Genomic DNA, 22,343 nt, shown 5'->3' with positions numbered 1-22,343 from the left:
TACTTTTGTATGCAGAGCATCCCTGCACTGGCTGCAATGCGGGTAAGGGCTTCTGCCTAACGTTCAAGCCACCGCAACAGGGCTGCGTTGGTGGCGTCTGGCTGCTCAAGCGTCGGCAGATGTCCGGCCCCTTCGATGACCTCAAGCGTGGCATCGGGCAACAGATCACGCATCAGCGTGTGCCTTTCTAGCGGGCAAAGCGAGTCCTCGGCCCCGCATAGCACAAGAGCGGGAATGTTGAGGCCGCGCAGCGTGTCGGATTGATCAGGCCGGATTTGAAGCGCCCGGGATTGGCTTTCAAAAACCGCAGGTCCCAGCGTTTCCGCCATAGCCATGCACAGATCAAGGATCGCGCCTTGATTGGGGCCGTCCGCCAGATAGTTGGGCTTCATCTCATCCCGCATCACGCGCCGTAATCCGCCGGCTCGGACATCTGCGATCTGCGGTTCTCGGGCGGCGGCGCGATCTGGCGGTTCTGCCAGCGGATTGGTGTCCAAGAGCGCGATCCGCTCGATCCGCTCGGGGGCTTGGCGTGCCATTTCCATGGCGACGATGCCGCCCATCGACAAACCAGCCAGTGCAAAGCGTTCCGGCGCAGCGCCAAAGATGTGCGCCGCAAGTTCGGGTATTGTGCTGGCACCGCTCAAAGGCGCCGTCATGACCGGTCGCGTGGCCGAAAAAGCGGTGAATTGCGGTTGAAACAGCCGTGCGTCGCACATCATTCCGGGCAGAAGAAGAAGAGGAGATTGCATCAGTGTTCGACCTGTTTATCGCGGCGTGCGGAGTGGCGTCTTGTCGCTGTTTGCGATGATTTTTGCAAATTTCAACCTAAGCGATTAACCAAAATGCAGCACCCGCCACGATAGGTTCGGTGCCTTTCCCTTCGGAGGGCAGAAAATGGCGAATGTACTCGTGATGGAAGATGATGCGCTTCAAAGGTCGCACGTGACCAGCATACTTGAGCAGGACGGCCACGATGTTGCGAGCTATTCCAACGCGACGGACGCAGTCAGCGCCGCGATGGCCGAACGCTTTGACCTTATCATCACGGACATCATTGTGCAGGTAGAAGGCCGCAGCCAGCCGGATGGTGGCATCAGCCTTATTGGCAAAGTACGCCGTTTTATGGGGGGCGATGCGACATCGGCCAATGTTCCGATTATTGCAGTCACGGGGACCTACAAGAACCCCGGTATGGCCGATATTCTGACCACGGCGCGCGCCATTGGGGCCACTGATGAGTTGAAAAAGCCGATCAACGAAGCGGATTTGCTTTCGATGGTCAGCTCAATGCTCGATCCAAAAGCTCAGGCGCCGTGCAGCAGCTGAAGTTTTGCGTCCAGAAAGGGCTGCATCACGTCGAAGAGTGACAGGAGCGCAGATGAGGGCACGCGTGCGCGGGAGCTTTGGCATTCGACGACGGCCCAAGGCGTTCCGTTGCGGGCAAGGCGTAGTAAAATCGATGATCGCATGGACAATTGTTGCAGACGCGCGGTCAAGTCGGGTGATGGATTGCTTGACAATGCCTTGGTTAAATCGATTTCCGAGACTAGGGGATCCGAGGCTGTGAGGAGCGAAACAGGATCTGCCTGCACGTCGGAGATTAAGCCGATTGTGCCACAATCGTCCGGCCATAGGGCGGGCCATTGGGATTGTGCGCCGAGCATGCTGTCTCGGCTCGCCCGCTTGGACTCCGCGGTGCAAATGGCCGCGTCACCCGCTTGACGGTCCCAGATCAAAACATGCTCCGACCCGGTGAAGTGGCGCAGGAGTGTGGAGAGATGTGACGCGAATTCCGCGCCCGCTTTCAGTGGCAAAAGCTGCGCCATGCTTGCCTTTGCTATGTCGATGGGTGCCGTGCTTCCGAATTCTTGTGGGTTTTTGGGAAGGACCTCAATGACATGCAGGGGACCGGTGGGATAAGCGAGAATATTGAGGCTTTCGCCTCTTTCTCCCAGTGCCTGGACGGCAATGGCGCTTTTCCCGAAGGCCGGGTTCGACGCAGCATTGCGCAAGGCGTGCCACAACTCGACCCCCAGAAGATCGCGCATGTTCGCGTCAAGCATATCACTAGCATCATGACCCAAGATGGTGCCGCAAGTCTCACTGGCATGGGTGATCCGCGCGGTCTCAGGATCAACGGCAACAAGGCAGGCAAAGGATTGGTGGCTTTGGGTCATGATTCCACAATGGTTCCACGACGAGGCGGCGTCTACCGCGCAGTGTTGTCGCGCTGTACCGCAAAGATATCGCCGGAATTGACGGCTTCGGGCAAGGCGGACAACAGGTCGTTCATCTGCGTTGCGCTTAACCACTCGGGCCGCAGGACATGGTCTTCCCCGAGGCTGAGGTTGAAGCGGTAAAGGCCCAGTTCGGCTAAACGCTCAAGACAGGCGGCCGCGATTTCGCGTTGCAGTGTGGTGAATTCAAACGACAGGGCGCGAACGGAGTGGGTCAGGCCCTTCAGCGCCTCAAGCTCGAACCCTTCAACGTCGATCTTGATGAAAACGGGCGTGCCGTGCTCCTCAATTAGGTCGTCCAGCGTTGTTATGGGCACGTCAGTTGTCGTGTCCCACCGTTGGTCGCTCCAGGTCGCTGCTGTAGGCGCGGCGGCTACCAAAGCGGTGGAGGCGGTGGAGACTGTTGGATTAGCGGAATTGACGTGAAACGGGATCGTTCCGGGCGTGGCACCTATGGCTGATTGCAGCAAGGTTGCTTTCGGATTGCGACCGTAGATCAGCCGCAAGGCCCGATGCACGCGCGGCTGGGGTTCGAGGGCAACGACGCGCGCGCCAAGTCGCAGAAAGCTGCCGGTGCGGTCACCGACATGGGCGCCAATGTCGAAGGCAAGATCGCCATCTTGGACAAACTGAGCATTCAGCCTGTCCATCCGCTTCGTACGGGCGGCGTCCCGGTAGTAGATATCGAAGGAGCGGCGAAGGGCTGTCATAGGCGTTCGAGGACATTGCTGGCTTTACGTGCCGTGTCTTCCCATGTTGGCAACGCATTGCCTGCACGGAGCGCCGCTTTGGCCATCGTTTCGCGTTTTTTGGTGTCAGTCAGCAGAGTTTCCATGGCGCGGCTGAGCGCAGAGGCGTCATCGGGCGCGACGAGCAGACCCGCCTCCTCTGGCACGGTCTGTGGAACAGCGCCGGTCGCGCAGGTGACTATGGGGAGGCCACGAACCAATGCCTCATCAAAAACGATGCCGTATCCTTCGTAACGGGTTGCGAGGGTAAAAAGCGTGGCCTCGGCATAGAGTTGATCGAGCTCAGATTGGGCAACGCGACCCATGAGGTCCACGCGGTCGCTAAGGCCAAGGGCGTGGAGTTGTTCTGTCAGGCCCTCCGCATAAACCGGATCGTGCAGGGAGCCTACGATTGCGGCCCGCCAATCCAGGTGCGCGAGCCGCGACAGCGCCGCAAGCAACACATCGTGGCCCTTGCGCGGGTGCAGGATGCCAACGGACAGGATCAGGGGCGGGTGTGTTGGCATACGGGGAAGGGGCGGCCGCATTGTACCGGGTTGCGCGATGGTGATCTTTTCGAGTGGGACGGCGTAGTCGCTTGTCAGAATCTGCGCCGTGTGCGGGCTGGGAACAAGGACATGCGACGCGAGGGCAAGGTTATCGCGTTCGGTCTTGTAGAGATGGGCTTTAGTTGCCGTGTCGAGGCCGGTTTCCAACGCGAGCGGATGGTGGATCATGGCGACGATGGGCGTACGGATCTGAGCGAGGCCCGCGGTGTCGATGGAGCCGTAGACTAGCCCGTCGAGTATCAGTGCACGTTCAGGTGGCAGGGCGGTCAGTGCGCCAATGGCACAGGCCATGTGGTCGTCGGTCGGCGTGGGGAACGTGTCGCCCAATTCGATATGCTGCACGTCATGGCCGCGCCCGCGCAGCCCCTCCAACAGGCGGCGTTCGTAAATATATCCGCCGGTCAACGTCGTGATGTCTCCGGGGATGGCGAAGGCCGCAGATCTCATGCCAATTGCTCCGGCGCGTAAACCTTCAGGGTTTGGCGTTCAATAAGGCCAATCAGGCCGTAGCCGACCACCGAGAGGAGCGTGGTGAGAACAACTGCACTCCACAGCATGTCGTAGTCGGATAAAGACGCAGACAACGCCATGAGCGCGCCAAGGCCGTTCCCGGTGGCCAACCACTCGACAACCGTGACTGCAAGGATGGAGGCGGGCACGTTGATGCGGGCGGCGGCGAAGAAAGCGGGCAACATTGCGGGAATGCGGACATGGCGCAAGATCGCGGTGGGCGAGGCGGCGTAGGAGCGCATGACGTCCGTGGCCCGGCCCGGTGCTTGGCGCAAGCCGTGCAGGCAAGCGATGAAGGTGGGGAAGAAGACCATGATTGCGATGAGTGTCACGGTGCCAATTGCCCCGCGCCCGAGGATCAGCACCACAAGCGGCGCGGTCGTGATGATCGGCACCGAGCGCAGGGCAATGGCAAGCGGCAGGGCGGTGTTGGCAAGACTCGGCAAGAGGATGAGAGCCATGGCAAGGCCCGCACCGGCTAGCAGACCCGCAAGGTAGCCGGGGAACAGGAAGACGAGGGTTTCGGCTAGGGCGCCGCCAAGAGATGCGCGGGTTTGGGCCGCGTCGGGGGCAAGGAACAGGGCGTCGATCAGGTCGTCCGGGCGTTTGGCGAAGAAGGATGACAGATTCAGGGCGTCTAAGCCGCCCCACCAAAGCGCAAGGACCAAGATGGTACTTAGCGCAATCATGGTAAACGCGACGAGCGGGCTGCGTCGCCTCGTGGCGGGCGCTGCAAGGATAACGGGCGGCTCCTCCGTCAGGATAGCACGTGCGGCGAATCCAATCGCCAGATATGCGGCGACGGCGACGGCAGTGGCTAGCGTGGCCAAAGCCCAAGTCATCTCGATATTGAGATCTCGCATGGCACGGATAGTGAGCACGCCCATACCACGCTCGGCCCCAGTGAATTCCCCCACCATGGCCCCTAAAAATGCAGCAGGCGCTGCGATCTGCAAACCCGCAACCAGATAGGGGAACGAGGCCATGGCGCGGACCCGCAACAGCGCCGTCATACGGCCACGCCCATAGCTGCGCACAAGGTCGAGCCAATCGGAGGGAACCGCGCGCAGACCCACGAGGAGGGGGATCAGCGTGGTGTAGTAGACCGCCAGTGCGGCCAGCGTGATTTGCGGGCCGATGCCGGGGCCGAAGAGTATGCGCAGGACCGGGCCTGTGGCGACAAGCGGCAGGCAGAAGACAACAAGCGCGAGGGCGCGGATCATCGCTTCGGTTCGCGGTACGGCAATGGCGATACCTGCAAGCAAGATGGCCGCGACATTGCCGATCAGAAAGCCTGCGGCCGCATTGGTCAGCGTCACGCCAAGCGCGCGGGCCATGAGACCTGCATTGTCGATCAAATAAAGCAGGATTGCGGAGGGTGCAGCGAGGACAAAGGCACTGGCGAAAAGGTGGGCGAGCGCCTCCCAAGCGATCAGGGCAAGCATTGGGCCAGCGACGGCGCGGATCATTGGGCGGCTTTAGGCAGGGTATCCGCCACACCCCGGCTCAACGCCGCGAAGGTCGCTTCGACATGGGATTGGAAGGCGGGCAGGGCCTTTAGGTTCGAGGGGCGCGGTCGGGGCAGGTCGATAGGCAAGTCAGCGACTACCTGCGCGGGACGCGGCGACAGGATGAGGATGCGATCCGACAGAGTTACGGCCTCGGTCACGGAATGGGTCACGAGCAGGGTCGTGGTGCCCCGCGCCTCCCAAATGCCGGGCAAGTCGGCGGCCAGTTGCGCGCGGGTCAGTTCATCGACCGCTCCGAATGGCTCATCCAGCAGCAGCAGGTCGGGGTTGGTGGAAAGCGCGCGCGCAATTGCAGCGCGCTGGCGCATTCCGCCGGACAGGGCACCGGGGCGCGTGTCGGCAAACCCGTCGAGGCCGACAAGGTGGATCAGCTGGTCGATCTCAGCCGCTTTTCGCGGCTTTCGAGCGAGGTCGAGAGCCAGTTCGATGTTCTGCCGAACCGTGCGCCAAGGCAGGAGTGAGGGGTCCTGAAAGGCGACGGCAAGGCCTGCTCGGGCAAGCGTATCGGCGGCGGGTGCACCACCGATGGTCAGTGTGCCGGCGGAGGGATCCTCCAGCCCCGCAATCATCCGCAACAGCGTAGACTTGCCACAGCCCGAGGGCCCGACCAGTGCCGTGGTCTGGCCAGCCGCTAACGATAGGTCAAGCGGGCGCACCGCCTCGACCCCGCCGGGATAGGTCTTGGCCAGACCTTTGCAGATGATCTCAACCGACACTGATCAGACGCCGTGGACCTCTTCCAGGATCGAACGATCCCAGAGGTCGGATGTGACCTCGCGCCCCAGAAGGCCAAGGGTTTCGATGTTGGCGGCAACGGTCTGATCGGTCCACCAGCCGAAGCCATTGGCATCGGTCAGATCCGAGAACATCAGCGGCACCTGCCGTTCGGCCTGCAAAAGCTGCGTTTCGCGGTCGAGGCCCGCATCGGGGAACATGGCCAGCGTCAGGTCAGTGGCGGCGACGGTGTCTTCGCGGTAGGCGGCCCATCCGGCCACTTCGCCCGCCATCAGGGCCACGATCTCGTTGCGGCGGTTGGCGAGGCTGTCTTCGGTCACGATGTAGGTCTGCGAATGAACAGCGTATCCGTGGTCGGCCATCAGCATGGTGGTGTTGTCGACGCCCTGAACAGTCATGGCAACCGGCAGGTCAGTTGCCCAACAGAGCAGGCAATCTACCTCACCCGCGACGAGGGGCTGGGGCGAGTATTGCGTCGGCACAATCTCGATGGCATCGAAATCAACGTCGTTGATTGTGCAGAGGGCTTGCAGAACGGGGGTGTTGGCCAGCGCCATGCCGATGCGCATCCCTTCCATGTCAGAGGGTTGGTTCACGGGATTGGCGCTGAGCGAGGCGATGGCGAAGGGGTTGTTCTGCATTGCCACGCCAATAATCTTGAACGGTGCGCCTTCCGATACGGCGGCGGCGGTATAGTCAGCCGCCGAGATGCCCATGAGCGCGGTGCCAGAGACGACGGGCGGCTCCACGGGCGCATTGGGGCCGCCGGGCTGGAGGGAGACGGCGAGACCGCGCTCAGCCCAGAGACCACGATCCTGTGCGATATAGGAGCCTGCGAATTGCGTCGAGTGGAGCCAGGACAGTTGGAAGTTCACGGCTGTTTGAGCGTGCAAGCGGCGTGGCGAGAGGCCAAGAGATGCAGCGCCGAGCGCGCCTGCGCCGGTGGCCAGAAGAGAGCGACGGGAGAGACCGGTGGATGGTTTCATGTGAAAGTCCAATTCGTTGCAAGTGTATAGTTTTGTTGACAGTTTTTAGCCTTTGAGCCGGAAACTCAAGGCTTGGCCTCGGAATTGTGATCAGCGGCGAGATTTGGCGCGCGGCGCACCATCAACAGGCCGGGCAGGGTCACGGCAAGATAGGTCAGGCCAAACGCGACAGAGGCCGCAAGTCCGGCGGTCGACGAAAGACCCGCGATGGGAAAGAGGAGTGCTGCGGCCCCCTCACGAAGGCCCCAGCCGCTGATGGACAGGGGCAAGACCATCGCAAAAAGGATCATGGGGACAAGGGCAGTGGCATGAAGAAGAGGGAGTGGCGCGCCGATGGCTGTGGCGCAAAGGGAAAAGGCGCTGATGTTGAGTGCTGCGGTGCCGATGCTCAGATTGGCTTGCTTGGAAAGTACGGGTGCGGCCAGAACCGCGTGGTGAAACCGGGCTAGTCCGCGACCAATGGCAGTTCGGCGCATGGTGAGAGCAACGAGCAGGATTATCAGCCCGAGCACGAATGCGCCGCCAATGGCGGTCGTTACGCCTAATGGCCAATGTAAGCCAGAAGGGCTGAGCGCGTTCAGAAGAAGGCCGCTCGCGAGGATGATCAAGAGGCCGATCTGCCCCGCGATGCGCTCAAATAGAACGGATTGACCCGAAGCCAGTAGCCCCGCTTGGCTGCGGGCGCGAACGGCACGGCCAGCATCGCCTAGCACACCGCCGGGCAGGGACTGGTTTACAACTTGGCTTAGGTAGTACTCGCGAACGGCAAACCCCATCGGCAGGCTGATCCCCAAACGCGCTGCTGTGAGCCGCCAACGCATGGCCGAAAGCACGGTTTGCGCGGTTAACAGGAGGGCCGCTGCGAGGAGGGGCAAGAGGTGTGCACCGCTCAGGAGCGTCCATGCCTCCGACCAATCTACAGTGCGGGAAAGGAGGTAAGCCAGCGCGGCCAAGGTGAGCAGTTGCAGCACCGTATTGAGCCATTTGGGATAAGCGCGGCCCATGCTCAATTGCCCAACTCGTTTACGTCTTCAACTTGGAAGGCGCGGAGGAAGATGTCGCGTGCTGCCTCCATACCGATTGCAGGCGCGTCAGAAGGCGGCAGCAAGCCAAGGGTTGGGGCAAGCGGCGTCAAGCGCGAGACCAAAGCTTCCGGGCCGATGACGTGAATAGGCACTTCCGCTCGTTCATCTAGGGCGATGAAGCCAGCCGCCTGATGATCGCCGAGTGCAATGATGAGGGGTGGGTTTTCGGCGTGAAGGGCCGCGTAGTTGAAAACAACCTGCAAGGAATAGTCGACGGCCAAACGATATTGAGCGCGCACACGGTCATGATCGCGCCAGACGACTTCTGGCGGATCACCGGCTTGGGCCATCTCGTTGAATTCCGTGCCGTCTGAGATGTCGCTCCACGGCAAAAGCTCAGGGACCGGGGTCCACGGTGCGTGGGAAGATACAAGCGCGACCTGCGCGAACAAGCGGCGCGTGTCAGACCCGTCACGCAGGAGCCGGTCCAGTGTGGCAAGCGTGAACTGATCGGGCATCGTGACCCAGTTGAAGGGCAGTCCCGCATAGCCTGTGTCGGCGGCGACCAGCACATCCTCAAACCCCATCATATCCGCCTCAGGCCAATCGAGCGTAATCTGCGGCATCAGCGTTGCCGTGCGAAAACCATTGGCAGCCGCATGGTGATAAAGCGTGCTGCGCCCACTTGCCAAAGCGGCGGCATGGCTGATCTGGTTGTCCACCCAAAGGCCGTTGGCGAACGTGGTATGGGCCAGCCAGCTTTGCCCGCCTTGCGTGGGTGACGTAAGGAAGCCTGATTGCATGGAAAGGCCAAGATCGCTCAGCCGCGCCTCCGCACTCTCAAGCGTCGCGCGATGGGTGTCGGCATAGAAAGGGGTATCGAAACTGGTCCGGCCATAGCTTTCGATGAAAATGACTAAAACGTCCCGGTCGATGACCTCAAACAGGCCGGTCGTGTTTGTGAATGGATCTTCGGAGGCGGCTAGATCAAAAGCGGCGAGGCGGGCGCGGGTTTCGCGGATCATCTCAATCCGTTCGACACCGACGCGGGCCGTGAAGGCGGCACCGGGTGGAGTGGCGGGCAGGGACCATTGGTTGAGCGCCTGACCGATCTCAGCCGTTGCGACACCAGCGGAAAGCAATGTTAGAGGGATCGCAGCAAGGCGGGCAATCCGTGGCAGGGCCAAGCGTGCCCAAATGCCTGTGGCCCACCATATCAACCAAGCAATTAAAAGGATAAGAGCAAGTGACGCTACGCCGATTAGGAGAGTGACAGGGACGCCAACAGACCCAGTGAGCAGCCTGATGAACGCGTCGATCAATGAGAGATCGGTGACTGGGTTAAAACCCCGCGACAACGCGGTGAAGCTGACGAAGTCGGCCGCTTTCAGAGCGACTAGACCGGTAAGAACAGCAGTCAGTACCATGCGGACAATTCGGGAAGCGGCGGTCTGGCCAAGCGCCATCAGCGCGAACAGGATCACGGGAAATTCCAGCGGAAACAGGAACAACGCCTGCCATGACAGGGCGGCTGGGTGATTTGGCTGGATGAGGACAAGATGCAGCACAAGTGCCGCCAAAAGCAGCCGCGTCATCGTCATGCGCGTGTGGCCTGTTTGAGCCAGACAATGTCGCGCCAAAAGGACCAGATCAGGGCAAAGGCTGCAAAGCCTGCGATCCAGTCAGTCAGCGGAGAGCCAACCAGCGGCAGCACCATCAACAGAAGCGCTGCGATTTGAATAACGCAAACCACCTTGCGGGAGAAACGCGCGGGCAAGTCGCCCTTTAGCCACGGAAACACAAGCTGTGCCGAACCGAAAAGATAGCGGGGTAGGCCAAGAAGCAGCACATACGCCCCGGCGGCGCCGCTTTGGAAGGCAAGTGCCGCAAGGGTGAGGGCGAGGATCGAGTCGACCTCCATGTCGAACTGCGCGCCGAACTCCGAACTCAGCTCCTCACGCCGAGCAAGGAACCCGTCCAGCCCGTCGAGCGCGAAAGCCGTGCTGGCAACGGCAAATGCGGGCCAAGCCGACCAACCACCCGCAACACAGGCGCCCACCAACACGCTGGCCAGTGAAAGCCGCAGTAAGGTGACCGTGTTGCAAAAACCAAGCCGCGAATGGGGATAGCTTTGCGCAAGGGCAGCCCCGGCAAACGCTGCTAAAACGGCGAATACCAAGGCTGAGACAGTCGAGGCACTTGGCGTTGCGTCGCCAAGCATAAGCCCCCCAAGCCCAAACGAAATGAAAATGCCCACCAATGCTGCACCCAGAAAGGCCAGCAAAACGCCACGCGGCTTCACAATCCTGAGAGGGATGGCTCGGGTTTGTGCGGAATGCTCAATATTTGTTGGTCTATTGGTCAAAATCGAATGTCGTGCAGGCTTTGGGCGCCCTTGCCTGTGCAAAGGGATGCGGGTCAGATCAGATACTAATGGTAACCTGCCAAGCCCTACTTGAAAGGGTTTCGCGTGGAAAATGACAAATTCGGCAACAGCTTACTTGCGGTGTGCACAAAAAGTGGGAGCAAAGGCATGAACCGAAGGCTGTTTATGGGCACGGCGCTGGCCAGCATGATCGCCCGTGGGCTTCCCGTTGCGGCCCAAGGCGGCGTGCCGTCGCTGTTGGAGGTCGCGCGTGCCACGGCGGCTCAGGATTATGTCGCGCCTTCCGGCGTGTTACCGCCACCTTTTGCCGGGCTGGATTATGATGCGTTTCGTGGCATCCGACCCATTGTTGGTGAGGCCGCCTTGTTGCCGCAGGGCGGTTCATTCGCGGTCGATCTTCTACCACCGGGGCTCTACTTTCCTGATCCTGTCACGGTGGAGCGGCAAGTGGATGGCGCGTGGGCTGACCTGCCGCTGACGCCGGAATTGTTCGATTTCGACCCAAGATATTTCGACTCCGTTCCGCAAGAGGCACCGGGCGCCGGGTTCTCCGGGCTTCGACTGCGATATCCTCTCAACGCTCCGGATGTCATGGACGAGGTGGCGGTCTTTCAGGGGGCAAGCTATTTCCGCGCGATTGGTCAGGCGATGGCTTACGGCCTTTCCGCACGGGCTGTGGCACTCGGTACGGGCGGGGCCACCCCGGAGGAGTTCCCTCGTTTCACGCATATGCGCCTGCACGAAGGGGGCGGTGGCAGTATTCGGATGGAGGCGTTGATCGACAGCCCGTCCCTTTCCGGACATTTCGATATGGAGCTTTTCCCGGGCATGGATACGGGCATGAACATCTCGGTCACGCTGTTCCCTCGTGTGCGGCTGGATTCGGTTGGCATAGCGCCGCTGACGTCGATGTATCTGAAAGGCCCCATGCGCGGGGCGGCGTCGGATGATTTCCGGCCACGCGTGCATGACAGTGATGTGCTGTTCATCGAAAACGGCGCGGGCGAGCGCCTGTGGCGGCCTATCGGTAACCCGGCAGCGGTCGAAACTTCGGCTTTCTCAGATAACGATCCAAGGGCTTTCGGTCTGTTCCAGACAGCGCGTACCTACGAGGATTTTGAGGACACCGAAGCGCGATACGAGATACGCCCCTCTGCCATTATCGGGCCGCTCGGCAATTGGGGGCCGGGTGCTGTGATGCTGGTCGAGATACCAACGGGCACAGAGTTCCTCGACAATATCGTGGCGTTCTGGCGGCCGGAAGCGGCGCTGGAAGCCGGTGGAGAATATCGCTTCCGCTATCGTTTGGATTGGACGTTGGCCGACCCGGACCCCGACAGCCCGGCGCAGGTCATACAATCGCGTAGCGGGCGGGAGCATGAATATCCCGGCACGCGGCGTTTTGTGATTGATTTCACCGGGTCGTCCGATGGGCTGGTGCCCGATCTGAGTGTGTCGGGTGAAGGGGCCGTGCCCGACATGCTGGATGGCATCGCCCTGTTCAATCTCCCGGACGGGCGCGGGCAGCGGGCGACCTTCCTGCTTACACCGGGCAATGCGGCGCGTGCGCTCGAGGTGCGGCTGGTTCTGCGCGATGCAGGCGGAGCCGCGGTTAGCCCCGTGTGGCTACACCGCTGGACGCGGAAGCGGGACGGTCGGGAATAGGCCGCTCAGACCACGTTCACCGTGATTTCACCCAACCCTTGGATTGAGGCTACCATTGTTTCCCCTCGTTCGACTGGCCCAACGCCCGCAGGTGTGCCGCCAAGGATAACGTCACCGGCAGCAAGCTCAAAATACTCCGACAAATACGAAATCATTTCAGGCACTTTCCAGATCATCTGGTTAAGGTCGCCATCCTGTTTGACCTCGCCGTTAACGGATACTGCGATGCGGCCGGATTCAATGTGACCAACGTCCGAAGCAGGGTGCACGGGGCCGACAGGGCCAGAACGTTCGGCCGCCTTGCCGATTTCCCACGGGCGGCCTGCCTGCTTGGCCTCACCCTGCAAATCGCGGCGCGTCATGTCCAAGGCCACGCCGTACCCCCAGACGTGATCCAGCGCGGACGCAACGGGAATGTTTGTGCCGCCAGATTTAAGGGCGATCAGAAGCTCTACCTCATGATGCACGTTTTGGCTGTGGGGCGGGTAGGGAAACTGACCGGACGGGTCGAGGCTGTCTGGGTTCTTTTGAAAGAAGAATGGGGCCTCGCGGTTTGGATCATGGCCCATCTCGATAGCGTGGTCCGCAAAGTTCCGCCCGATGCAGTAAACCCGGCGTACAGGGAACGCGCCGCCGTTTGCAGTGGGGATCGTGTGCTGCTTTGGGGCGGCGATGACAAGGTCGGGCATGGGCGTCTCCTTAAAGGCTTTTCGGAGGCGTAGCATGGGCTTAGGGCATGGCCAATGGCGGGCCCTCTCTGTTGTTCCATGCGCCTAACAGCTTAGGCCGGATGGAGGGTCCGTCTGGCTCAGCTTGGGGGCCGTAGTCCTGGTTTGATTTTAATGAGCATTGCCTTGCGGTCGCATCTATTGCCGCAAGTCGAATTGGATTTGGATTGAGACGCGCAACTGACGCGCCTAAGACAGTGCGTGTAAGCGAGGGTGGGTCATGACGAAAATCCTAATTCCTTCAGGGGCCCTCGGCCTTGGCTATGACCGCGACGCCCTTGCGCGAGGGATCGCAGAAGGTCCTGATCTGATCGCGATTGATGGCGGGTCCACGGACAGTGGACCGCATTACCTCGGTACCGGTACCTCAAAGTATTCACGCAGTTCCGTGAAGGCGGAATGGCGCGAGTTGATGGAGGCACGCGCCCGCGCCGGTGTTCCGCTGGTGATAGGGACAGCCGGTACATGTGGGGCAGACAGCGCCGTGGATTGGATGCTCGATATCACGCGAGAGCTTGCTGCGGAATTGGGCCAGACACTGAAAATCGCTACGGTCAAAAGCGGGCAGGGTGGGGCGGCCATGGCCGAGGCATTTGCGGCAGGCCGGATCACGCCGCTTGAGGCCGCACCTAAGATTTCTGCGGATGTGCTGAGCGCCTGCACCAACATCGTGGCGTTGGCCGGGGTGGAACAGATCAACGCCGCCCTCGATACCGGAGCGGACATCGTGATCGCGGGGCGCACAACCGACACGGCGATCATCGCGGCTTTGCCCATTGCCCGCGGAGCGCATCCGGGTGGGGCTTGGCATGGTGCGAAGATCGGAGAATGCGGTGCATTGGCCACGACCAGCCCGAACTCCGGCACGATCTTAATCGAATTCGATGATGCAGGATTCACGATTACGCCCATGGGAGCAGAGGCGCGGGCCACGCCCTACACTGTCTCAGCTCACATGCTGTACGAGAACGCGAACCCGCATGTGCTTTTTGAGCCTGGTGGCCATCTTGATGTGACCGAAGCATCTTATGAGGCGTTGGATGATCGTCGGGTGCGTGTGACGGGAAGCCAGTGGCTGCCGTCCGAGCGCTATACAGTGAAGCTAGAGGGGGCCCGGTCTGGTGGCTTTCAGACGGTATCCCTCGCACTGGTGCGCGACGCGCGTTACGTGGAAAACATCCGTGCATGGGTCGCGGATATTGAGGCTCAATGCACTGAAAAGGCGCGCACGCGGGTGAATGCGGATTTCTCGCTGGAGTTACGACTTATTGGTGTCGATGCGACCTTGGGGCCGCTCGAAACATCGACACTGAGTGCTGGAGAAGTGGGGGTTATGGGGATTGTGACGGCTGAACGCGAAGACGTGTCGCGCGAAGTCGCCAAGATCCTGAACCCATACCTTTTACACCATCCGCTGACGGAACAGGAGGAGATGCCGACCTTCGCATTTCCCTTCTCGCCCCCAGAAATGGCGTGTGGAGAGATCTTTGAGTTCTGTTTGAACCATGTGCTGGAGTTGGAGGATCCGTTGTCGGCCTTTCGGATCGAAACGCTGGAGGTGGGCCCATGACAACGCTTGCAGATGTTGTGACAAAGGTTCGCTCAAAGAATGCCGGACCGTTTTGGCTGACCTTCGATATCTTCTGTGCAGGAGAAGCCGAGTTCGGCGAGATCTGCGCGGCACTGAATACGGAGCGTGTCGCAGCGGCGTTACAGGTCAGCTCCACGCAACTCAAACGGTTTGAGATTAGCGATCTAAACGTTCTCAAATTCAGCCTGCCGCGCCCTCAAATCCAAGGTACGCGTCATGACCGCGACATGCACGGGGCATCCTTTGCCAATATACTGGCTGAGCTGGAAATCTGATCCTGCGCCCTCCGCTGGCCGCTGGGTACTGAGACCCGCAAAAACGGCAACCAGCACTGTTGGCCAGTCTGTTCGTCGAATCTGGACCTAGGCGCCTGTTGGACTCCATCTGAAAGGTGTTGACGGCGTTCAGACGCTCCACCTACGCTCACGCGTGGTGGGCCGTCGGTCCTCCACACAAAACTCAATGTCCGTAAGGGTGCGTGAAACCCGCCAAAAATACGGAACCGGTCCAGTCCTTACGGACGGATCCCGACAGGAGAGAACAATGAAAAAGACTATCGCCTCGCTGCTGGCTGGCACCGCGATCCTTGCATCCGGTCAGGCGGCAATGGCTGACGGCCATCTTGAAGAGATCACTGTTGCGTACTTCCTCGAATGGCCGATGCCGTTCCAGTTCGCGAAAGTGGAAGGCATGTATGAAGAGGCCATGGGCGTCTCGATTAACTGGGTTGCGTTCGACACCGGTGTTGCGATGTCCGCAGCCATGGCGTCTGGCGACGTGCACCTTTCGGTTTCGCAGGGTCTGCCGCCGTTCATCGTTGCGACCTCTGCCGGTCAGGACCTTGAGCTGCTCGACGTGGCCGTGTCTTACGCCGACAACGACAACTGCGTCGTGGCAGAAGCGCTGGAAATCGACGCCTCGAACGCCGGCGATCTGGCTGGCCTGACCGTTGGTGTGCCGCTGGGTACTGCCGCGCATTACGGCTTCCTTGCTCAGATGAACCACTTCGGCGTGGATGTGTCTTCGATGAACGTCGTCGACATGGCGCCGCCCGATGGCGCAGCAGCCTTTGCACAGGGCGAGCTGGACATGGTCTGCGGCTGGGGCGGCGCCCTACGTCGTATGCTGGAGCATGGTAACGTCTTGCTGACCGGCGCTGAGAAGACCGAGCTTGGCATTCTGGTGTTTGACGTCACCTCGGCACCTGCGTCGTTCGTCGCAGAAAACCCCGAGCTGGTTGAACAGTTCCTGGCCGTGACGGCAGAAGCCAACGCGATGTGGAACTCCGGTGAGAACCGCGACGCGATGCTCGAAGTCATCGCAAACGATGCCGGTATGGACCTCGAAGCAACCGCTCAGACCATCGACACGTTCGTCTTCCCCTCAACCGAAGAGCAGCTTTCCGATGCATGGCTCGGCGGCAATGTGGGTGAGTTCATGGCCGGTGTGGCGACTGTATTCGCAGATGCAGGGTCCATCGACGGCACGCTCGACGATTACGGCTCGCTGGTGAACACAGCTCCGCTGCGGGCTGCGGCTGAGTAAGGCAATAGCCGCTTGATATCGGCCCGCCGCGACCAAGCCCTCGCGGCGGGCTTTTTCTTATCCGCCAGGTCCTCAGATCGGCCCCTTTGCGTCGGAGTTTGCCCCGCCCATGTCGGAACTCGCAATCAACAACATATCCATGCGCTTCGAGCTGCCCGATGGCGGCGCCGTGCAAGCGCTTGAGGATGTCAGCCTAAACCTGAAGCAGGGCGAGCTGATGTCCGTCCTCGGCCCATCGGGCTGTGGTAAAACGACCCTTCTCAACATCGTTGCGGGCTTTCTGGCCCCAACCGCAGGCTCGATCGAGATCAATGGCCACGAAGTCACCGGTCCTGCGCCGGAACGCGGAATGGTTTTTCAGAAAGGCGCGCTGTTTGAATGGATGAGCGTGCGCAAGAACGTGAACTTCGGCCCGCGCATGAAAAACATGCCGGCGAAAGAAGCTGCCGAAATCACGGACCATCTGCTCGACGCCGTTGGACTGCAGGACTTCAAGGACAAGGCGATTTATGAGCTGTCCGGCGGTATGCAGCAGCGCGTGGCGCTGGCGCGGTGTCTCGCCAACGACCCTGATGTCATCTTGATGGACGAACCGCTCGGCGCGTTGGACGCGCTGACGCGCGAGAAAATGCAGGGCCTCGTTCTGAAGCTGTGGAAAGAGACCGGCAAGACCATCATCCTGATCACCCACTCGGTCGAGGAAGCCCTGCTTCTGGGCCAGCGGCTGGTCGTGATGGCACCACGCCCGGGCCGCATCCACTCGGTCTATGACCTGCCATTCGCAGAGGCTGGCGTGGGCAAAGACCTTCGGGAGGTGAAACTGCATCCCGAGTTCAACCCGACACGGGAAAAAATCCTATCGCTCATCTGGGAGATGGAAGAAGAAATCATGGGCCGGAAGGAGGGCTGATAATGATCGTTCTAGCGTTCTACGTAGCACTCTTTGTGGGCTGCTATTTCGTGGTGAAACTTGTGCGCTCGCAAATGGATGCGCGCCGCGATTTCACCTCTTTGAAAACGGTGACGTTCGGTGATGAAAGCGCCGTGACGCCGGATCGGATCGCGTCGGTTCTGTCCGTTGTCTGCCTGTTCTTCATCTGGGGCGCGTTCACCAACTCGGTCCTTGTGCCGTTGCACGTTCCGGGGCCGTATTCGGGTGACGTTGAATTCACTTACACCGCCGAGACGTCAGATGGGGAAAGTGCTGATGCGACCGTATTCATCCGCGTCTATGGCCGGGATGAGGAAGAGGGCGATCCACCTGAGATTGACGAAGGTGATGGTCTGGCGCTGAATGATGCAGGCTCGGCGGGTGCGTGGGGATCGGTTTTGATCCGTGCACCGCGCAACGACCCGGGCGCCGAAGGCGATGATGGCTACGGTATCGTGGCAATCAACGGGGAGCCGATTGCCACAAACGAGACGGTGCGCGTGGACAACGGGACCGTCACACTCACCCAGCGCGGCTCGCTCAACTTCACACCAACGGCGGGTATGCAGATGCAGCCGATTTGGCTGCCTGCGCCTGAGGCGATTTGGTTCCGCTTGAAAGAAATCTGGACGGACGGCTACCAGAACTCGACCTTGCTGGAGCACCTTTGGGCGTCGCTTTTCCGCGTGCTTGGCGGCTTCTTTTTCGGCGCGCTGGTGGGCATCCCGCTTGGCTATGCGATGGGCTTGAGCGGTTGGTTCCGCGGCTGGTTTGACCCAATCGTCGAATTCATGCGACCGGTTCCGCCACTGGCCTTGATCCCGCTGGTCATCATCTGGTTCGGCATCTTCGAGACCGGAAAGATCGTGCTGCTGTTCCTGGCGGCATTGTGGATCATGACCATCGCTGCAAGGGCAGGCGTGGCCGGGGTGAATATCTCGAAAATCCACGCGGCCTATTCGCTTGGGGCGTCGAAGGGGCAGATCCTTTGGCACGTCATTGTGCCAAACTCGCTGCCGGAAATCTTCACCGGCGCGCGGGTCGCGATGGGGGTTTGCTGGGGCACGGTTGTGGCGGCCGAGCTCGTGGCGGCGACCCAGGGCGCGGGCATGATGATTATCGCGGCCTCGCGCTTCCAGCTGACCGACATCGTGATCCTCGGGATCATTCTGATCGGTATCATCGGCTTCGGCATCGATATTTTGATGCGTGCGGCTGAGAACTGGCTGGTGCCTTGGAAAGGTAAAAGCTGAAGCGAAAAGGCATCGCATGAAATGGAAACGGCCCGAATTCTCGGGCCGTTTTTCTTTCTGAAGCGCTGCTGGAGCGCCTATTCCTCTTCCAGTACTTTGCGGGCGACCCGAAAGCATTCCAGTGCCTGCGGCACCCCACAATAAATACCGACCACATGGATGATGGCGCGTAATTCTTCCTGCGTCACGCCATTGCTGATGGCGCCCCTGCAATGGATTTCCCATTCCTGCATTTTGCCAAGGGCACCGATCATGGACAGATTCATCATCGAACGGGTCTTGGCGTCGATCACGTCGTCGCCCCAGCCAAAGCCCCAGCACCAGGCGGTCATCGCCTCCTGAAACGGGCGGGTGAAATCATCCGCGGCGGCAAGGTTCCTCTCCACATACTCCGCCCCAAGGGTCGCTTTGCGTTGCTCAAGTCCCTTCAGGAACAGGTCTTCGTCGAAGGTGCTCATGCCATCATCCTTTCAGCCGGATCGCGATATTCTTGGTCTGTACGTAGTTCCATAGCGCTTCCCGGCCCTTTTCGCGGCCATAGCCGGACTTGCCATAGCCTCCGAACGGTGTTTCCACGCCGCCCGCATACCATTCATTGACAAAGACCTGACCCGCGCGAAGGTGTCGCGCCGCCCGCGTCGCGCGATCGAGGTCAGCCGTAAAGACGCCCGCGACCAAGCCATATTCTGTACCGTTGGCGATTTCGATGGCCTGAGCTTCTTCCTGAAAAGACAGAACGGACAGAACCGGGCCAAAGACCTCCTGATTGGCGATCTCCATATTGGGCGTGACGTCTGAAAGCACCGTGGGCTCCAAAAATGCACCGGGGCGGTTGGGCCTTCGTCCCCCCGTAACAAGGGTGGCACCCTCGTCTTGAGCGCGGGCGATCATTTCCATGGCGCGGTCGCGTTGGCCGTCGCTGACCATAGCACCCATATTGGCGCCGAAATCCGGGCTTTCGATGCCCGGACCGACGGAAAGGGATTTGGCCACGGACGCGGCGCGTTCGACCAGTTCGTCCCGGCGGCTTTCATGCACGATGACACGTGACATGGCAGAGCATACCTGACCTGCGTTGAAATAGATGCCCCAGCGAATGTCGTTCTCAAATGCATCCAGGTCTGCGTCTTCATGGACGATGGCCGCCGATTTGCCACCCAGTTCAAGGACGCACGGCACGACGTTCTGAGCCGCTGCGGTTGAAATCGCGACGCCTGTGGGCACTGACCCGGTGAAAACAATCTGGTTGACGCCAGAATGCCCGGCCAGTGCCGCGCCAGCCTCGTGTCCTAAGCCGCAGATGATGTTCACCGCACCGGCGGGAAAGCCCGCCGCTTCGGCTGCCATGGCCAGATAACCGTTGGTCAATGGCGTCAATTCCGGGGACTTAATGACACAGGCATTGCCAGTGGCCAGACCGGCTGACAGCGACCGGGCCGTCATCTCTACCGGGTAGTTCCACGGGACAATCTGGGCAGATACCCCGAACGGTTCGTACTCCGTCCAGTCCATGTAGCCCGCACCGAGAGGGATGGAGCGGCCTTCAACCGTGCTCGCCTGATTGCCGTAATACTCGAAGTAGAGGGCCGCGCCTTCGATTTCGATATGCGACTCCCAAAGCGGTTTGCCCTGTTCGAGCGTCAGCACACGGGCAATCTCACCCTTATGTTCCAGAAGATAGCGTCCCATCGCTTGGACCATCCGGCCGCGTTCAATGGGCCGCATCGCGGTCAGCGCGCCTGAAACATGCACTCTGCGCGCCGCTTGGACGGCGCGGTCCACATCGGCAGCATCGGCCAGGGCATGCTCTGCGATTTGCTCGCCTGTTGCCGGATCGAGCACACCGATCCAGGCCGCGCCGCCGTCGACCCATGCACCATCAATATAGTTTTTCCAGTACCGCTTAACGTTAGCCATCGATCGCCTCTCGCATCCACCGTTGCAGGTGCATGACCGAATGTTCCGAGTTCACGCCGCAACGTGGATCGACAACCAGCGGGCCGGGAACGTAGCCGCGTGATTTCAGACCGCGCTGCACGCTTTCGACAAGGTGAATGTCCTCTTCCACGGTCGTCGCTCGGTCCTGCTGCGCCATGCGTCTGACCACCGGATTGTCAGTGCCGTCTACAGAATACCAACCGCGCCAGACCACCACATGATCGGCGTCAATCGCCCGCCAATGATAGGTGTTCAGCAAATTCCCGGGATAGACCTGAAAGGAAAACATCGGCCAAAGGAACCAACTGGAATACTTGTCATGGTTGGGAAAGCCGCTTTCGATGTCGTAGGTCATCTGGCTGAGGTCGCTGCATTCGGTCGTGTGCCGCAAGCAATAACCTTGGGGCTGAATGTCATAGGTTTCGGGCCGGATCACGCCGGTGGCAAAGGTTGGGTGGTTCAGGGTGCAATGGTAGCACTCCGAATAGTTCTCGACCGAGACCTTCCAGTTGCAGTTTTCCGGGATCTCCACCCATTCCAAGGGCTTCAGATCCGCCCAATTGGGAACGAAACTTTCCAACTCAGCGCGCGCATTCGGGAACCAATCATCCATCGGGGCGGCGTTTGCGTCGAGGTTCACGAATACAAAGCCCAGAAAAATCTCGGTTCGCACCTCAGTCAGGCAGATATTGGCCGCGTCGAAGCCCGGAACTGATTTTGTGTTGGGTGCGGCGCGCAACTTGCCGGTCAGTTCATAGGTCCATGCATGGTAGGGGCAGACGACCACGCGCGTATTGCCGACCCCGCTGACAAGCTGATGCGCGCGATGCTGGCAAACATTGTAGAAGGTGCGGATGTGGCCATCCCGGCCTTTGATCGAGAACAGGCTCTCATCAGCCAAATCGAACGTGACGTAATCGCCCGGGTTTTCCAATTCGCTGGCATGGCACGCGAATTGCCACGTGCGCGCCAGCAAGCCGCGCTTTTCGACTTCGAACACCTGCGGATCGGTATAGTACCGCGCGTCAAGTGACCGGATGAGGCCCGCATCGTCCTTCATCAAGGCTCCTCCGTGTACATACCAAGGCGATGCCGCCGCTGGTGAAAGCTGTCGACACGGTCGACGATCTCATCACTGGCCACTGCGATGACGAAACTCAGCAAGGTTTCCATTAACGCAATGGTCGACACCGAGGATGGAAAGAACTGGGGCGTATCGACGGCGACAACAAAGGCATGATCGGCGGCGCGAAGGATCGGGCTGGCAGGGCTATCGCTGAGGCCGATAATGGTCATTCCCTGTTCCCGCGCGACTTCAATGGCGTCCACGACCTCGCTGCGATAGGGGCGCATAGACATGGCGATCAGAACATCGCGCTTGTCCGCCCAAGCCAGGTCATCGGTCGGCGTCGATCCGGGGCGTGGGATGGCATGGAACTGAACCATCCCGGTAGAGGCAAGGTAGGTGAAATTGCGCGCGTTTGCGTTGTTTACACCGACGCCCAAAGTAAAGACCTGCCGACTGGTCCAGATCGCATCTGCGGCAGCTTTCAGGGCGTCTGCGTCGATGCTGGAAAAGGTCTCGGCAAGATTGCGGATCGCGCCTTCCGCCATGTCGGCGTAAAGCCCACCCAGATCGCCCGATTTGCGGATGTCCTGCAGCCAGCGGGCCCGGTCAGGAAAGCTAACAGCGCCCTTACGGATCGCCTCGCGGAAGGGCGCGCGGAAGTCCTCATAGCCTTCAAAACCGACCTGCCGGGCCATGCGCACAAAGGTATTCGGTTTCACGTTTGCGGCTTCGGCAATCTCACGTACCGTCGAAACACCGACGTCATTTGGGTTTTCCAGCACGTAGCGCGCAGCTTTCTGCGCTTCGGGCGTCAGCGCATCCCATTCATCGTTGAGGCGCTCCAGAACTTGTAGTGACACGTTTGTACCATCCATAATTGACAGTGGTACAAATATCCAATTAGCCTGTCTACAG

Annotated in this window: 22 protein-coding genes; 7 read left to right on the top strand and 15 right to left on the bottom strand. The window is 60.3% G+C overall.

The genetic code is table 11. The features are described 5' to 3' along the window. Positions 1-56: 56 nt before the first annotated feature. Positions 57-752 carry an alpha/beta fold hydrolase gene (locus V8J81_RS07780; protein WP_368475180.1) on the bottom strand — a complete coding sequence of 232 codons (696 nt, stop codon included), beginning with the start codon at positions 750-752 and terminating at the stop codon, positions 57-59. 145 nt (positions 753-897) lie between these two features. Between V8J81_RS07780 and V8J81_RS07775 the strand changes: the two genes are divergently transcribed. After that, positions 898-1,329, top strand: a complete 432-nt coding sequence (locus V8J81_RS07775; protein ID WP_368475179.1) for a response regulator — start codon at positions 898-900, stop codon at positions 1,327-1,329. Here the strand turns inward: V8J81_RS07775 and V8J81_RS07770 are convergent. The 9 genes from V8J81_RS07770 to V8J81_RS07730 all read right to left on the bottom strand — a co-directional run bounded on the left by V8J81_RS07770 (position 1,308) and on the right by V8J81_RS07730 (position 10,624). Beyond that, positions 1,308-2,180 carry a hypothetical protein gene (locus V8J81_RS07770; RefSeq protein ID WP_368475178.1) on the bottom strand — a complete coding sequence of 291 codons (873 nt, stop codon included), beginning with the start codon at positions 2,178-2,180 and terminating at the stop codon, positions 1,308-1,310. The genes V8J81_RS07775 and V8J81_RS07770 overlap by 22 nt on opposite strands. A 32-nt stretch (positions 2,181-2,212) precedes the next feature. After that, the gene (locus tag V8J81_RS07765) at positions 2,213-2,950 is read right to left on the bottom strand and encodes an FkbM family methyltransferase (protein ID WP_368475177.1); all 738 of its coding nucleotides are present in this window, start codon (positions 2,948-2,950) and stop codon (positions 2,213-2,215) included. After that, a complete protein-coding gene (locus V8J81_RS07760; RefSeq protein WP_368475176.1) occupies positions 2,947-3,984 on the bottom strand; it encodes a glycosyltransferase family 4 protein in 1,038 nt (345 codons plus the stop codon). The genes V8J81_RS07765 and V8J81_RS07760 overlap by 4 nt, the downstream gene beginning before the upstream one ends. Next, entirely contained in the window at positions 3,981-5,516 is a 1,536-nt protein-coding gene (locus V8J81_RS07755) for an ABC transporter permease (protein WP_368475175.1), read from the bottom strand. The genes V8J81_RS07760 and V8J81_RS07755 overlap by 4 nt, the downstream gene beginning before the upstream one ends. Then, positions 5,513-6,292: an ABC transporter ATP-binding protein gene (locus V8J81_RS07750; protein ID WP_368475174.1), complete on the bottom strand. Its 780-nt coding sequence runs from the start codon at positions 6,290-6,292 to the stop codon at positions 5,513-5,515. The genes V8J81_RS07755 and V8J81_RS07750 overlap by 4 nt, the downstream gene beginning before the upstream one ends. A 3-nt stretch (positions 6,293-6,295) precedes the next feature. Continuing rightward, entirely contained in the window at positions 6,296-7,297 is a 1,002-nt protein-coding gene (locus V8J81_RS07745; protein WP_368475173.1) for an ABC transporter substrate-binding protein, read from the bottom strand. A gap of 65 nt (positions 7,298-7,362) precedes the next feature. Next, a complete protein-coding gene (locus tag V8J81_RS07740) occupies positions 7,363-8,301 on the bottom strand; it encodes a lysylphosphatidylglycerol synthase transmembrane domain-containing protein (RefSeq protein ID WP_368475172.1) in 939 nt (312 codons plus the stop codon). A gap of 2 nt (positions 8,302-8,303) precedes the next feature. After that, complete coding sequence (locus V8J81_RS07735) at positions 8,304-9,923, bottom strand: alkaline phosphatase family protein (protein ID WP_368475171.1); 1,620 nt, start codon at positions 9,921-9,923, stop codon at positions 8,304-8,306. Then, positions 9,920-10,624 (bottom strand): CDP-alcohol phosphatidyltransferase family protein, encoded by a 705-nt coding sequence (locus V8J81_RS07730; protein ID WP_368475170.1) that lies wholly within the window; start codon positions 10,622-10,624, stop codon positions 9,920-9,922. Before V8J81_RS07730 ends, V8J81_RS07735 begins: the two co-directional genes overlap by 4 nt. A 231-nt stretch (positions 10,625-10,855) precedes the next feature. On the opposite strand from V8J81_RS07730, the gene V8J81_RS07725 reads away from it, so the two are divergent. Next, a complete protein-coding gene (locus V8J81_RS07725; RefSeq protein ID WP_368475169.1) occupies positions 10,856-12,373 on the top strand; it encodes an OpgD/OpgG family glucan biosynthesis protein in 1,518 nt (505 codons plus the stop codon). Between the two features lie 5 nt (positions 12,374-12,378). Here V8J81_RS07725 and V8J81_RS07720 read toward each other — a convergent pair whose 3' ends face one another. After that, positions 12,379-13,062, bottom strand: coding sequence for a fumarylacetoacetate hydrolase family protein (locus tag V8J81_RS07720; protein ID WP_368475168.1), 684 nt, complete (start codon positions 13,060-13,062; stop codon positions 12,379-12,381). Positions 13,063-13,321: 259 nt separating this feature from the next. On the opposite strand from V8J81_RS07720, the gene V8J81_RS07715 reads away from it, so the two are divergent. From V8J81_RS07715 to V8J81_RS07695, 5 genes are all read left to right on the top strand, one after another. Then, positions 13,322-14,671, top strand: coding sequence for an acyclic terpene utilization AtuA family protein (locus tag V8J81_RS07715; protein ID WP_368475167.1), 1,350 nt, complete (start codon positions 13,322-13,324; stop codon positions 14,669-14,671). Next, positions 14,668-14,967 (top strand): DUF4387 family protein, encoded by a 300-nt coding sequence (locus V8J81_RS07710; protein ID WP_368475166.1) that lies wholly within the window; start codon positions 14,668-14,670, stop codon positions 14,965-14,967. Before V8J81_RS07715 ends, V8J81_RS07710 begins: the two co-directional genes overlap by 4 nt. Positions 14,968-15,235: 268 nt before the next feature. Then, positions 15,236-16,237 (top strand): taurine ABC transporter substrate-binding protein, encoded by a 1,002-nt coding sequence (locus V8J81_RS07705; RefSeq protein ID WP_368475165.1) that lies wholly within the window; start codon positions 15,236-15,238, stop codon positions 16,235-16,237. Positions 16,238-16,346: 109 nt separating this feature from the next. Further along, positions 16,347-17,147 carry a taurine ABC transporter ATP-binding protein gene (locus V8J81_RS07700; RefSeq protein WP_368475164.1) on the top strand — a complete coding sequence of 267 codons (801 nt, stop codon included), beginning with the start codon at positions 16,347-16,349 and terminating at the stop codon, positions 17,145-17,147. Between the two features lie 2 nt (positions 17,148-17,149). Then, the gene (locus tag V8J81_RS07695) at positions 17,150-18,421 is read left to right on the top strand and encodes an ABC transporter permease (RefSeq protein ID WP_368475163.1); all 1,272 of its coding nucleotides are present in this window, start codon (positions 17,150-17,152) and stop codon (positions 18,419-18,421) included. Between the two features lie 77 nt (positions 18,422-18,498). Here V8J81_RS07695 and V8J81_RS07690 read toward each other — a convergent pair whose 3' ends face one another. Genes V8J81_RS07690 through V8J81_RS07675 form a run of 4 tightly spaced genes read right to left on the bottom strand, consistent with a single transcriptional unit; the run spans position 18,499 to position 22,303 of the window. Then, positions 18,499-18,879 (bottom strand): carboxymuconolactone decarboxylase family protein, encoded by a 381-nt coding sequence (locus V8J81_RS07690; protein ID WP_368475162.1) that lies wholly within the window; start codon positions 18,877-18,879, stop codon positions 18,499-18,501. 4 nt (positions 18,880-18,883) lie between these two features. Continuing rightward, positions 18,884-20,338, bottom strand: coding sequence for an aldehyde dehydrogenase family protein (locus V8J81_RS07685; RefSeq protein WP_368475161.1), 1,455 nt, complete (start codon positions 20,336-20,338; stop codon positions 18,884-18,886). Further along, complete coding sequence (locus V8J81_RS07680) at positions 20,331-21,419, bottom strand: aromatic ring-hydroxylating oxygenase subunit alpha (RefSeq protein WP_368475160.1); 1,089 nt, start codon at positions 21,417-21,419, stop codon at positions 20,331-20,333. The genes V8J81_RS07685 and V8J81_RS07680 overlap by 8 nt, the downstream gene beginning before the upstream one ends. Next, the gene (locus tag V8J81_RS07675) at positions 21,419-22,303 is read right to left on the bottom strand and encodes a MurR/RpiR family transcriptional regulator (RefSeq protein ID WP_368475159.1); all 885 of its coding nucleotides are present in this window, start codon (positions 22,301-22,303) and stop codon (positions 21,419-21,421) included. The genes V8J81_RS07680 and V8J81_RS07675 overlap by 1 nt, the downstream gene beginning before the upstream one ends. Positions 22,304-22,343 lie beyond the last annotated feature (40 nt).

The organism is Gymnodinialimonas sp. 202GB13-11, from assembly GCF_040932485.1.
GTDB classification, from domain to species: Bacteria; Pseudomonadota; Alphaproteobacteria; order Rhodobacterales; family Rhodobacteraceae; genus Gymnodinialimonas; species Gymnodinialimonas hymeniacidonis.
The sequence above is the reverse complement of the archived record's forward strand: the minus strand, read 5'-3'. Positions and strand labels throughout refer to the sequence as shown.

Coding starts and splice junctions, on each gene's coding strand:
- V8J81_RS07725 (WP_368475169.1), top strand. CDS start 10,856: ATGAACCGAAGGCTGTTTATGGGCACGGCGCTGGCCAGCATGATCGCC.
- V8J81_RS07740 (WP_368475172.1), bottom strand. CDS start 8,301: ATGGGCCGCGCTTATCCCAAATGGCTCAATACGGTGCTGCAACTGCTC.
- V8J81_RS07675 (WP_368475159.1), bottom strand. CDS start 22,303: ATGGATGGTACAAACGTGTCACTACAAGTTCTGGAGCGCCTCAACGAT.
- V8J81_RS07680 (WP_368475160.1), bottom strand. CDS start 21,419: ATGAAGGACGATGCGGGCCTCATCCGGTCACTTGACGCGCGGTACTAT.
- V8J81_RS07705 (WP_368475165.1), top strand. CDS start 15,236: ATGAAAAAGACTATCGCCTCGCTGCTGGCTGGCACCGCGATCCTTGCA.
- V8J81_RS07690 (WP_368475162.1), bottom strand. CDS start 18,879: ATGAGCACCTTCGACGAAGACCTGTTCCTGAAGGGACTTGAGCAACGC.
- V8J81_RS07715 (WP_368475167.1), top strand. CDS start 13,322: ATGACGAAAATCCTAATTCCTTCAGGGGCCCTCGGCCTTGGCTATGAC.
- V8J81_RS07710 (WP_368475166.1), top strand. CDS start 14,668: ATGACAACGCTTGCAGATGTTGTGACAAAGGTTCGCTCAAAGAATGCC.
- V8J81_RS07755 (WP_368475175.1), bottom strand. CDS start 5,516: ATGATCCGCGCCGTCGCTGGCCCAATGCTTGCCCTGATCGCTTGGGAG.
- V8J81_RS07685 (WP_368475161.1), bottom strand. CDS start 20,338: ATGGCTAACGTTAAGCGGTACTGGAAAAACTATATTGATGGTGCATGG.
- V8J81_RS07760 (WP_368475176.1), bottom strand. CDS start 3,984: ATGAGATCTGCGGCCTTCGCCATCCCCGGAGACATCACGACGTTGACC.
- V8J81_RS07775 (WP_368475179.1), top strand. CDS start 898: ATGGCGAATGTACTCGTGATGGAAGATGATGCGCTTCAAAGGTCGCAC.
- V8J81_RS07770 (WP_368475178.1), bottom strand. CDS start 2,180: ATGACCCAAAGCCACCAATCCTTTGCCTGCCTTGTTGCCGTTGATCCT.
- V8J81_RS07700 (WP_368475164.1), top strand. CDS start 16,347: ATGTCGGAACTCGCAATCAACAACATATCCATGCGCTTCGAGCTGCCC.
- V8J81_RS07720 (WP_368475168.1), bottom strand. CDS start 13,062: ATGCCCGACCTTGTCATCGCCGCCCCAAAGCAGCACACGATCCCCACT.
- V8J81_RS07745 (WP_368475173.1), bottom strand. CDS start 7,297: ATGAAACCATCCACCGGTCTCTCCCGTCGCTCTCTTCTGGCCACCGGC.
- V8J81_RS07765 (WP_368475177.1), bottom strand. CDS start 2,950: ATGACAGCCCTTCGCCGCTCCTTCGATATCTACTACCGGGACGCCGCC.
- V8J81_RS07695 (WP_368475163.1), top strand. CDS start 17,150: ATGATCGTTCTAGCGTTCTACGTAGCACTCTTTGTGGGCTGCTATTTC.
- V8J81_RS07780 (WP_368475180.1), bottom strand. CDS start 752: ATGCAATCTCCTCTTCTTCTTCTGCCCGGAATGATGTGCGACGCACGG.
- V8J81_RS07735 (WP_368475171.1), bottom strand. CDS start 9,923: ATGACGATGACGCGGCTGCTTTTGGCGGCACTTGTGCTGCATCTTGTC.